A 12,248-nucleotide genomic window follows, 5' to 3' on the forward strand; every position below is an offset into this window, starting at 1 on the left:
AGCATCAAAAAGTCGCTCGACCGTGTGACGTGTTGAGCGACTTTTTTGTGTTGCGCTATGTTGAATGTACAGGCAATCAGTACGCCACACTAATGCGCTGATTAATGTATTCACCGCGCTGTGCTTCATCGATCATGGCTTTGGCATAATCAGTTAGCGAGATCTTACTTTCACCATCACTGTTGGTGAAAAATGCATCTCCACCTATGCGAAAATCGCCTTCACTATCACCTGGATAAAGCACGGCTGCAGGACTGACAAAGGTCCACTGGGTGTTCGATTTACTGCTACGAAATACCTTTAGTGCTTCGCCTTGTGCTATCGCTTCGTCTTTATATTCGACAGGAAACTCAGATGAAGTCACAAGCGCTACACCAGGCGCGACCTCTAAGCTTCCTGCGCCGCCGACCCACAACAGGCGTTTTCCTGTATCAGCTAACGCGACCAACAAACGCTCGGCGGTTTGTGCCACGAGTTCGTGATTGCCGGCTGCACGCCCGCTAATTGCGGCAATGACCACGTCAGCCCCTTCAACAACGGGTGCGAAGTCGCCGTTGCTATGTAAGTCATATGCACGTGTTGATACACCTTTAGCGGTTAACTTAGCTGGGTCACGTACTATTGCGATCACTTCGTGGTCTCGTGCTTTGGCTTCTGTTACTAGCGCGCTGCCTACCCAACCTGTTGCTCCTAATACTGCTATTTTCATTATCAAACTCCGACTATTTGTTGTATTGCGTTAAGAAAGTAAAGCCAGTTTACTTGTGCCGGTTTAAGTGATAAATATTCATTTATGATAATAATTAGTTCAATTTAGGATGCTAATGGATCGGATCATATCGTTACAAAGCTTTGTAGAGGTCGCGCATTGTGGAAGCTTTACTAAAGCTGCTGAGATCATTGGGCTGAGTCGCTTACAGGTTACACGGCATGTGCAAGACGTAGAGCAGTGGTTAAATTTGCGTTTGTTTCATCGCACTACGCGCAAAGTGAGCCTAACCTTGCAAGGCGAAGAAGCGCTTGAATTTGCTAAAAAAATCCTTAGCTCAGTAGTGGATCTTGAAAGCCGTGCTCACAGTCACAACCATGAATTAGTAGGGACTATCCGTGTTGCCACGCCTATCGGTTTAGGGCAAAACTTGCTGTTCGATGCGGTAGAAGAATTTGTTGCATTACATCCTAAAGCGCAGATTCAGATGGTGTTATCTGATGGGTTATCCCAATTAGTTGAGGAGCGAGTTGATATTGCTTTGCGTTACATAGACCAACCGCACCAACAATTGATTGCAAGAAGACTCATGCATATCGATAGCGTGCTGTGCGCTTCACCTGATTATATTGCAAAACAGGTTACACAGGATTCACCACTTGAGCAGCCAAGTGACTTAGCCGCGCATAATTGCCTTATTCATAGTAGCAATCATCAATGGCGCATTGTGTCAGCCACCAGCGATGAGAAGGTTTCGGTGTCAGGAAACATTCAGGCCAATGAAATGGGCGTCATTCTAAAGGCCGCCTTGCGCGGGTTAGGCGTAGCCAATTTGCCCTGTGACTTGGCTAATCAATATTTACGCAGTCAGGCGTTAACCCAGGTTTTACCCGAGTACCGGGCGCCCGGACATAATTTATGGGCGGTGTATCTGTCCCGTGATCATCAACAAAACGTGGTGCGTGCGTTTATCGATTTTCTAGCCCTGCGCTGGCAAGGAGATGTTACCAGAGCACATTAGCCCAGGATAAAGTTACATGCTTATGTGTGGGAATAATGCTGAAAATGTAATCTGAACTTTTGCCAGCATCACAGCTTCTAACGCTGGTTAGCTTTACCTTATGGGCTGTAAGCTTAGATTGATACGGATAAAAGGATATTGATGATGAACGCAAATCCACGCTACCTAAAACGTTCGGCCACGTTAGTTTTATTGCTACTCGCCCTATCGGCATGTACCAACAAACAATTATATAAAGTAGGGCAGTCTTATCAAAAGAGTGAGTGCGAGCGCGCAGCACTGTCGGATGTTCAATTTAAAGACTGTAAAAATATAGAAGCAAAACGTTTTGAAGAGTATGAACGTGAACGCCAAGAAGCATTACAAACTGATAAGCCTTAATATCACTATTTGAACTTAGACCTTAGTCTAATGGTGAATTTTTTGACTCAGTCCATATTCACTGCGTAATACTGTGTTGATAGTGATAAATGTTAATTAAATGTCAAATTAATTTACAATTGGCTAGTGCGCAATTTTCGTCCTCGGTTAACTATTTGAAAGTTAACTCTATTTAATTATGGTGTCGATCTTGCTCGACTGCATGTGACTTTATCAAGAGGAATGTCACATGCAGAAAAATAATAGCAAAAAAACACCTTCTAACTTGGCCACGAAAGTGATCAAATTACTGAGTTTAACTGCAGTACTGAGTCTGTCGTTTAATGCGATGGCAGCACCAATAAATGGTACAGGTAATATCACACCGGACGTTATCTTTGGTAGTGGCAATGCCAATGGTTCGTGGACGGGTGAAACCGTCAATGGGGTTGAAGTCGCACTGCGCGGTAAACTGCGATATAACGCTTCTGGCGCCCCAGAAAATACCTTTAACTACGACGGCGATCGCACGTATACCTTTGATCCTACCTTAAGTTCAATTCCTGCTAATCGTTCAGTGTTTAACTTCGAGTATGCGGTAAATGTTGATGCTAACTCATCTGGGGCCACGTTAGATGATTTCACCTATTTGTTTGAATATGACTTAGATCCAACAGCAGGTACTCAATTTAGCAGTGCAGATATGATCACCCTTAAAACAGATAACTCATTGGGAGACAGCACGACGGGTAATGGACAAGGGATTGAAGATCCGGGCAATTATGCTGCTGTTTATGGGAACTACAGCGTGGCCCAAAACTCACAAAACCGTGGCTTTGGATTTAGCGGTACCTTAGACGCAGCAACAGAAGGTATGTTTACTTACAATCTGCTTGTGTTGGATGCAAATGGCGTTGAGTTCGCTAGAAGCTCCATCGATATTATCGTTGGAGATGTTCCGGTGCCTGCACCTTCAACTTTTGCCTGTTTGTTTGTGGGAGCATTTGCTCTTAGCTTTGCGGGAATGCGCAGACGTAAGCAACAAATTAAGTGAGCCTCTTTCATAGCCTCACTTAATTTGTATTTAGGATTTGTATTCAGGGCGCTGTAAAACAGCCCCTGAATCGTTTTAATTGGTAACGATTACGCGCCTTAGCGATTCTCTAATCGGTTGTAATCTAATAGGCCGCCTTCAATCGGACTGTGATGCATAAACGTTTGATTGAGTTTATCACTGAATTGCCAAAAATCTTTTGCTGTGCGCCGCACTGCAAATAAATCTAAGAATGCTTGGTAATCTTGTTCACTTTTGATCTGTTGAGCTTTGGCTACTAACTTGGCTAAATCAGCTTCTTTGACTCGCCAGAATACATCAGGGTAACTACCGAGTAATCCATGCACTAAGGTCACATCATCCTTAGCGTAGTCTCTGTTTGCATCTTCAGAAAACAAGCTGTTGACATTGAAGTGTGCGCTGTTGCGTACCAAGGTGAAAATTTCAGGCTCGTCACTATCCGTGGGCTGGACCATGATCATACTTAATTCAGGTAAAATCGAGGCGCTGGTGCCTTTGATGTTTGCTAGTTGTCCCAGCAGAGCTTTACTGTTGTCGCCTAACTCACTGTCTTGTAGCCTGTAGCGGCTGGGTTGTACATCTTTCACGTGCTCAGCAAAGATACTGTACAATTCCTTTTTATGATCCTTGGTGCTAAATTGCATGCCACTAGGCTGGTCAAATGGGTTTATTTTTCCTTCAACAAACTCAGTTAATTCTGGCCCTGCGTGTTGATACCAAGAAGCTAATTCTTTGCGACGTGTGTCAGGGGGTAAAAACGCTAAGAAGTTTGATTCACCTTCCATGCGTAAAAAATCCATATACAGGCGTGTCATTAACTGATGGCCGTAATTTCCATATACATCAAAGCCGGCAACCAACAAGTAATGTATACGCTCAAGTAAGGCATAATCAATCACCCAAGCCGTTTTAGGTGGTTTGCCCACTAAGCCCTTAATCACAGTGGCATTATCAAAGTGACGAAACACCGTTAAAGTCGCGTTGTCGTTGTCACCGTCGCCGGCCCATATATCGTTTTCGGTAAAGTGTTGGCCGTCTTCCAATGCTGTGGCCATAAATTCGTGCCTTGCGCGCATGTAATCACCTTGACGAGAGGCATATTCAAGCCAAGTCACCGCTAAGGCTGTGCTTTCGTGCTCAGCCGGTAGGCGCAGGTTATCTTTTTGCGATTGGTAAAAATCGCTGATTTTTGGCGAATCAACCACTTCAGGTTTAACGAAGTATACCCAGAAGCGATCATTGATCACATTTAGTGCGACTTGACCTCGACAAACAGGCCCTTTGATGTATCCCATTATGGTATTTTGTGCCCGCTCTAGCATAAAGCGATAGCGTGCATTTTCAGGTAGTTGCGTGAACGCGGTTAACGGGTTCGCAGCTACTTTTGGTTTATAACTGGGTAATTCAGTGACGCTGTAGTCGGCATCAACAAACCATTTCTGCCATTTATCAGTAAGTTCCTTATGAATAGCATAGGGTTGGTGCGTTTTGTTAACGATACTCGACATGACGGGCTGCAAGCGATAATAAATCCGCTTTACACCTGGATCGTCAAACGGGCGACGACTAGGAATGACATCAATGGCTTGCCCTGAAGGGGTTCTAGAGCGTACGAGGTTGAAAAAAGTAGGTTGTGTGCCAGGCTCGGTTATTTCACTGAAATACAAATGAGAGCTAAACAAATGTTCGTAAATATAGCGGGCACTCAGCTGCATCTTTAAGCTGTCGCCATTTAAAAATTGCTCTAACGAATCTATCGCTTGTGCTTGCGCGTCAGTTAACGGCGCGCGGGCAGGCATGTATGCACCGCTGTCTATCCATGACATTAGAATATTATGCTCGGTATCAGTTAGCTCTGGCAATGCGTAAGGCATGCCACCGAAGGCTTGGCTTTTCGCATAGCCGTCGAATTCAGCAACGGTAGGACATTGTTGGCTGCGATCGATGGAGACATCGAACCGTTCGTCCAACAATTTTTCATCAGGTAGCGGATGTTGCTTTTTAAGCATTAGCATTTTAGCTAAAACAGACGATTGCGTGTTGGCTCTTGGGCTTTGTTCACGTTCATTTAGAACAGGATAAAAGCCGCGATCACGCCATTGCTCGGCGCCTAATGCATCGATGAACAAACGATTGGGCGTAGCGGCAAGAATACGTGAGCCATGGTAAACCATTTCTTTATTGGCTCCTCGTTCAATCCCTTCGGGTGAACTCATTTTTAGCTGACAGGGCGCATCGTAGCAAGCATGGCATACCACGCAACGCCCTTCGATTACGGGAGCGACTTTTGTTTGATAAAAGGTGGTTGCTGGGCTTTCAAGAGAAGCTTGGGTGACACTGGCTGCTTCACGGTTTTCAGTGTTTTCGTGGCCGTAAAGCTTGTTGAAATCAAGGTTTGCTATGGTCGCGCAACCGGAACATACAAGAATGACGGCGATGAATATTTTAATCCATCTAGAGTGTGTGTTTTGCATATGAGTCCATTGAGGCAGTCACGCTAATTTCCATTGAAAATAGAGCGTAGAGATTGGATAGCTGTTTTTGGCGCGCAGTTTACCTTGTACAGTGCTGCGACTCAACTTTGAAATACCCAATATGGGTGTTTTGGGCGACGCTACTCAGTGAGTTCAGACTGTTTAGAAGCTATGGTGCTGCCACCTTTCTTGACAGTATTGGCAAAAACAGGAACCCTACCGAAACTTATTTAACAGGCGTTTAATTGATTATGGTTCGTGAAGGCAAGATGACATCGGTAATGGGGCACATGCTCATTATCATATTGGCGGGGGAGCTCATTTTTGCATTGCCGTTTCATTTAGCGCGCTTTTTTCGTCCTACCTTTTTACAGGCATTTGGGCTTACCAATACTCAGTTAGGTGATATTTTTGCGGTGTATGGCGTTGTGGCCATGTTGTCTTATTTCCCTGGTGGCATCATCGCGGACAAATACCCCCCAAATCGATTAATGAGTTTTTCTCTGCTGGCAACGGCGCTAGGCGGGCTATATTTACTTAGCGGCCCCAGCCATTTTGGACTCACGTTACTTTTCGCTTACTGGGGGGCTACCACTGTTTTGGTTTTTTGGGCAGCTATGATCAAAGCCACACGGCTTTCGGCTCCGTCTCATCGCCAGGGGTTTGCTTTTGGTTTGCTCGACGGTGGACGTGGCTTAGCAGCGAGCTTATTCGCGAGTGTGGGAATATTACTGTTAAGTTTCGGCACGTTTAACCCTCAAGGTGACTTTAGTGACGCAGGTGAAGCATTTGATGCTATGCGTTTGCTTATTATCTATTACACGGTTTTGACGGCACTTGCCGCAGGCCTAACTTGGTTTTTTGTTAGTGTGCAAACTGAGTCGGGCGCAAAAGATGACTTCCAACCACAAGGGCAAAATTCATCAGCATCATCACTTGGTTCAACGCTCATTAACCCCTTGGTTTGGTTGCAAGGGGGCATCGTCATTTGTGCCTATTGTGGTTATAAAGCGCTGGATAATTACAGCCTATTTGTGGTGCAACATTATGGCTGGTCGCAAGTAGAAGGCGCGCAATTTATTACGTTCTCAAGCTATATGCGCCCGGTGGCGGCGCTCGTCGCTGGAATTCTCGCCGATCGCTTACGCACCAGTAAAATGACTTACTTTTTATTTACCGCACTCGGGCTGGCGTTTGCAGGTATTGCCTGGATGACACATTTTGACGCGGCAATAACCCTAGTGTTGGCGATGCTGTTATTTACTTTTTTTGCGGTTTTCGCCTTACGGGGAATTTACTTCGCACTGGTGGATGAGAGTCAGATACGTATGGGAGCAACAGGCACAGCGGTGGGGATCATATCCGTACTTGGATTTACCCCAGATATATTCTTCGCTTCGATTTCGGGGCGAATGTTAGATGCAGGGCAAGATGGCTTTGGATACTATTTTCTATTTGTGGCGGGCATTATGTTTGTTGGTTGTCTTTGTGCGTTAGTGTTAGCGTTAAAGGTTAATAAAATGCGCAAGTTTCAGGCTGTAAGCGCCTAAAATCGTTGAAAGCTGTTTTTGTGCAGCGCCAATATAATGAAGGTTGAACCGGCGCTACTGGCTAAAAAGCCACACAATTGTCGTATCCATAACATATCATTAACGCCGAACATCTGGTTTAATTAATAAAATTATAAGTAAAAGTAAACCTATGTTCGGTATTTTCAAACCTGCTTCACACCAACCTCGACTCCCTAAAGAAAAAATAGATAAAGAATATAAAGCCCTGCGTTGGCAAGTCTTTATTGGTATTTTTGTGGGATATGCTGGCTACTATTTAGTGCGCAAAAACTTCTCATTGGCGATGCCTTTTCTGATTGAAGAGCAAGGCTTTACCAAAGGGCAATTAGGTATTGCGTTGTCGGCCGTATCGATTGCTTACGGACTGAGTAAATTTTTAATGGGCAGTGTGTCTGATCGTAGCAACCCTCGTTACTTTTTGATGACTGGCTTGTTGATATCCTCAGGCGTGATGTTTCTGTTCGGCTTTGCTGATTGGGCTACCCAGAGCGTGGCCAGTATTTTCATTCTACTGTTTCTCAACGGTTGGGCTCAAGGTATGGGGTGGCCTGCTTGCGGGCGCACTATGGTGCATTGGTATTCGGGAAATGAAAGGGGGCAAACGGTATCCTTTTGGAATATTGCCCACAATGTAGGGGGCGGTTTAATCGGGCCTTTGTTTATATTAGGTATGGCGTGGTTTAATGACTGGCACAGCGCATTTTATGTGCCCGCTGCCGCGGCAACCTTGATTGCTGTGTTTATCTACTTTGTGATGCGAGATACCCCGCAGTCTTGCGGATTACCACCGATAGAAGAGTACCGTAATGATTACCCTGCCCAGTATTCAAAAAACCACGAAGTAGAGCTCACAGCCAAGCAAATATTCATGCAATTTGTGCTGAATAATAAATTGTTATGGTGCATTGCAGTCGCAAATGCGTTTGTATATTTAATTCGTTACGGAGTGCTTGATTGGGCCCCGACCTATCTGTACGAAGTGAAAGACTTCTCATTCGACAAAAGCTCTTGGGCCTATTTCGCATATGAGTGGGCAGGCATTCCTGGCACTTTGCTGTGCGGCTGGATAAGCGATCGTTGGTTTAAAGGGCGCCGCGCACCTGCGGCAATCTTGTATATGGTGTTAGTACTTGTGGCTGTAGTGATTTATTGGCTGAACCCTGCAGGTAATCCCACTATTGATATTGCAGCGTTAATGGCAATCGGTTTTCTTATTTACGGCCCTGTGATGCTGATTGGTTTATTCGCCCTAGAATTGGTGCCTAAAAAAGCCGCAGGTACTGCTGCTGGCCTCACCGGATTATTCGGTTATTTAGGTGGCGCGGTTGTCGCGAATATTGCCTTGGGTTACACAGTCGATCATTTCGGTTGGGACGGGGGATTTGTGTTATTAGTCGGTGGATGTATTGGGGCGATTTTACTAATTACTTTGACCTTAAAGCATGAGGTTGCTCATGAAAGCCATCAGCATGATGCACAGACAGTGGCCTGAGATACTGATGCTAGCCTTGGTGCTACATTACTTACGGTGCTCCGGTAGCTTTTAATCAGGTTGCCGTCGATAAATAATGTTTTGCTGGCTAAAACAATCAGGTGTTTTTGTTTATTTATACCAACTTAGCACCTGTTTTTTTGTTGTTTGTTACAGTTTTTTTATCCACTTTGAATAGGCTAACGCCCCTGAGAACTCTGCTGTGGCACACGATGTGGCTCATTAAAATGCTACAAAACGTCCCCCTAGCTTGCTAAACAATTGAACATTCATGACATTTCATTGGCAAAGCGATAAGCTAAGGGGATATTTCAAGTGGAAAAACAAACATGACAAATTCTGTAGTGATCAGTGGTTCAGGATTATGGAATCCTCCACACAGCATTTCAAACGAAGAGTTAGTAGATGCTTACAATGCGTATGCTACGCAGTTTAATCAGCAAAACGCGGATGAGATTGAGTCGGGTTCTGTGACAGCAAAGCCGTTGTCCAGTGCCGAATTTATTCAAAAAGCATCGGGCATACGCAGCCGTTATTGTTATATGAAAGATGGCGTTCTTGATATTAATCGTATGCGCCCTGCCATTCCCGAGCGCTCAGAAGAAGCGTTATCTGACCAAGCTGAAATGGCAATTAATGCTGCTAAATTGGCTCTTGAAGCGGCAAATAAAAGCGCAGATGATATCGACGTAGTGATTGTATCTTGTGCTTATACGCAGCGTTCGTATCCTGCTTTAGCTATTGAAGTGCAAGAAGCACTTGGCATTCAAGGATTTGGTTTTGATATGCTGGTGGCGTGTTCGGCGGCGACGTTTGCGCTGCATCGCGCCTATGAAATGATCAGTGCAGGCACAGCGAAAGGTGTGTTGGTGATTAACCCTGAACTGACTTCACCACAAGTTAATTATTGTGATCGTGACAGCCATTTTATTTTCGGCGATGTGTCAACCGCGATGGTGGTGGAACATGCTGATACTGCAACATCAGAGCATGTGTTCGATATTTTAAGTACCAAAGCAGTAACTCAGTATTCGAATAATATTCGCTCAAACTTTGGGTATGTCAGTCGAGCAAATGATGTTGACCCTTATGGCGCTGATAAACTGTTCCATCAAGAAGGGCGCAAAGTTTTCAAAGAAGTTTGTCCTATGGCAGCTCAGCATATTAGTGAGCATCTTGAGCGCCATGAGTTAACCAGCGCAGACGTGAAGCGTTGGTGGCTACACCAAGCAAACATCAACATGAATAGCCTGATCAGTAAAAAATTACTGGGCCGCGAAGCGACGCTAGAAGAAGCACCAATCGTATTGGATAGATACGCTAATACCGCCTCAGCTGGGTCCATTATTGCGTTTAATTTGCACCATAAAGACTTGCAAGCCGGAGACTATGGCTTGCTGTGCTCATTTGGCGCAGGCTATTCAATTGGCAGCTTGTTGGTAAGAAAAAGGTAGTTTTGTAACGTCGAGACGTTCAAATAAGACAAGAAAAATAACGTCGAGGACACACCATTATGTTAGCAGTTTGGGGATACGCAGCCAGTGCATTAGGATACGCATTGTTATTGCTGCTGTTGTTAACGTCGCGCAAGTCGGGTTTGGCTAAATATTTATTGATATTAGCCACAGCTGCAACATGTGTGTGGTCCTTGTCACCGTTTCTTATTGGTGAAATGACGGTCGAGAGGCTGATTGTTTTCGATAACGTCAAACAACTTTTCTGGCTGCTTTTTCTGGCGGCGTGCTTAAAAGACAATTTTACCAGTTTAGCGGGGGTATTAACCCGCCCTGAAACTTGGCTTATATTAGCCCTGCCGATAACAGGCCTGATCATTCCTTTGGGGTTTGATGTCAATGACAGTTGGCTATTTTTGCTACAAACAGTATTGGCTTTACAGGTCTTGGTGTTGCTGGAAATTATATATCGCCAAGCGGGGGAAAACCGTTGGGCGTTCAAACCGCTGATCTTATATTTAGGTGCAACGAATTTATTTGAATTTGTGACCTTCGCAAATGCGCTTATGGTCGAGCAAATTGACCTTACCTACATTGCGGCCAGAGGCTTCATTTACACTGCGTTAATCCCGTTGTTAGTGCTTGCTATACGCCGAGTGCAACATTGGGGTGTAGACATATTTGTCAGCCGTGAGGTCGTGCTGCACAGTTCATTACTGTTAGTGGCTGGTTGCTATTTATTTGTAATGTCACTGATTGGTTATGTCGTCAAATATTATGGAGGTGAGTGGAGCACCACCATACAGATAACCTTGATATTCCTCTCGCTCGCCTTGCTAGCCACTGTGTTCTTGTCCGCCAGTTTCCGTACTAAGGTCAAAGTGTTTATAACCAAACACTTCTTCGCCAACCAATTTGATTATCGTCATGAGTGGGTTAAATTAACCCAATCGCTGGAAAGTAATCAGCCTGGACAAACGGTTTATCAGACTGTGCTCAATGCTTTTCTGCAAGCGATGGATTATCAGTCAGGCTTATTTATTAAGCGGGTTGATAATAAAGTGGAGTATTTGGCTGACCAAGAAGCCGAGCCGCTATGTGAAGAGCAACAGGTGGTTGTACAGCAGTTCTTTGACTTTTTTGAGCAAAAGAATTGGATTATTGATATGGCCGAGCTGCGCACCAAGCCCTATGTGTACGAGGGGTTAAAAGTGAATCACGCGATATTAAATAAGATCGCGTTTCAAATGGTCATCCCAATTTATCGCGGTGACACCTTGTGGGGCGCAGTCCTCATGAGCAATACAAATGATACTTCTCGCAGTTTGAACTGGGAGCTGCGTGATTACTTGACCGCAGTGACTGCGCAGATCACGAATTTCTTATTTCATCATGAAGCAGCTAAAGAAGTGGCTGAGAATGCACAGTTTGCAGCGTTTACTCGCATGTCGGCGTTTGTTTTACATGATTTAAAAAACGTTTTAGCACAAATCGATTTGATTTTATGTAATGCTGAGCAACACAAGGATAACCCTGAATTTATTGACGATACCTTTGAGACCTTGCATCACACCAAGGCGAGAATGGACAAGATGCTACGCCAGCTGTCTGAAAAGAATGCGGAGCCCACTAGCCAGCAACGCTTGTGTAAAGTGTCAGCGTGCATAGAAAAGGTCATCGAGCAGCGCTGCGCCACGCAATTACCTAAGGCTGAGTTAACGGTCAATAGCGAAATTGAGGTGGTACTGGATAACGACAAGTTCGCAAATGTCATGTATCACCTTATCAGTAACGCCCAACAAGCCACAGCAGATGATGGTTTCGTGCGGGTTGAGGTTAGTCACGAACCTCAAAGTGAACAGATAGTGGTGACTATATCTGACAACGGCTCGGGTATGAGCAAAGCATTTATTCAGCAACGTTTATTCACCCCATTTGACACCACAAAAGGCAATGCGGGTATGGGGATAGGCGCTTACGATGCAAAAGCATTTTTAGAAAAAATAGGTGGATTTTTATATGTTCAAAGTGAAGAAAATGTTGGTACAGTCTTCACATTGAACATTCCAGCGAACTAATAGAATAGGTTGCA

At 44.7% G+C, this 12,248-nt stretch carries 9 protein-coding genes; 7 read left to right on the forward strand and 2 right to left on the reverse strand.

From position 1 onward, the window contains the following. Positions 1-76: 76 nt before the first annotated feature. Positions 77-709, reverse strand: coding sequence for an NAD(P)-dependent oxidoreductase (locus tag GCHA_RS11760; RefSeq protein WP_007988414.1), 633 nt, complete (start codon positions 707-709; stop codon positions 77-79). Between the two features lie 115 nt (positions 710-824). On the opposite strand from GCHA_RS11760, the gene GCHA_RS11765 reads away from it, so the two are divergent. The 3 genes from GCHA_RS11765 (at position 825) to GCHA_RS11775 (ending at position 3,144) form a co-directional block, all read left to right on the forward strand. After that, complete coding sequence (locus tag GCHA_RS11765) at positions 825-1,730, forward strand: LysR family transcriptional regulator (RefSeq protein ID WP_007988415.1); 906 nt, start codon at positions 825-827, stop codon at positions 1,728-1,730. Positions 1,731-1,871: 141 nt separating this feature from the next. Further along, positions 1,872-2,111, forward strand: a complete 240-nt coding sequence (locus GCHA_RS11770) for a hypothetical protein (RefSeq protein WP_007988417.1) — start codon at positions 1,872-1,874, stop codon at positions 2,109-2,111. A 229-nt stretch (positions 2,112-2,340) separates the two neighbouring features. Beyond that, positions 2,341-3,144, forward strand: a complete 804-nt coding sequence (locus tag GCHA_RS11775) for a PEP-CTERM sorting domain-containing protein (protein WP_007988419.1) — start codon at positions 2,341-2,343, stop codon at positions 3,142-3,144. A gap of 98 nt (positions 3,145-3,242) precedes the next feature. Here GCHA_RS11775 and GCHA_RS11780 read toward each other — a convergent pair whose 3' ends face one another. Further along, positions 3,243-5,639, reverse strand: a complete 2,397-nt coding sequence (locus GCHA_RS11780) for a fatty acid cis/trans isomerase (RefSeq protein ID WP_007988422.1) — start codon at positions 5,637-5,639, stop codon at positions 3,243-3,245. A gap of 251 nt (positions 5,640-5,890) precedes the next feature. Here GCHA_RS11780 and GCHA_RS11785 point away from each other — a divergent pair, with 251 nt between their 5' ends. The 4 genes from GCHA_RS11785 (at position 5,891) to prsK (ending at position 12,234) form a co-directional block, all read left to right on the forward strand. Then, the gene (locus GCHA_RS11785) at positions 5,891-7,189 is read left to right on the forward strand and encodes an MFS transporter (RefSeq protein ID WP_007988423.1); all 1,299 of its coding nucleotides are present in this window, start codon (positions 5,891-5,893) and stop codon (positions 7,187-7,189) included. Positions 7,190-7,340: 151 nt separating this feature from the next. Beyond that, the gene (gene glpT / locus GCHA_RS11795) at positions 7,341-8,702 is read left to right on the forward strand and encodes a glycerol-3-phosphate transporter (protein WP_007988427.1); all 1,362 of its coding nucleotides are present in this window, start codon (positions 7,341-7,343) and stop codon (positions 8,700-8,702) included. 329 nt (positions 8,703-9,031) lie between these two features. Continuing rightward, positions 9,032-10,156, forward strand: coding sequence for a beta-ketoacyl-ACP synthase III (locus GCHA_RS11800; RefSeq protein ID WP_007988429.1), 1,125 nt, complete (start codon positions 9,032-9,034; stop codon positions 10,154-10,156). Between the two features lie 59 nt (positions 10,157-10,215). Then, positions 10,216-12,234, forward strand: a complete 2,019-nt coding sequence (gene prsK, locus GCHA_RS11805) for an XrtA/PEP-CTERM system histidine kinase PrsK (RefSeq protein WP_007988431.1) — start codon at positions 10,216-10,218, stop codon at positions 12,232-12,234. Positions 12,235-12,248 lie beyond the last annotated feature (14 nt).

The sequence above is a fragment of the Paraglaciecola chathamensis S18K6 genome, from assembly GCA_000314955.1.
Taxonomy (GTDB): domain Bacteria; phylum Pseudomonadota; class Gammaproteobacteria; order Enterobacterales; family Alteromonadaceae; genus Paraglaciecola; species Paraglaciecola chathamensis.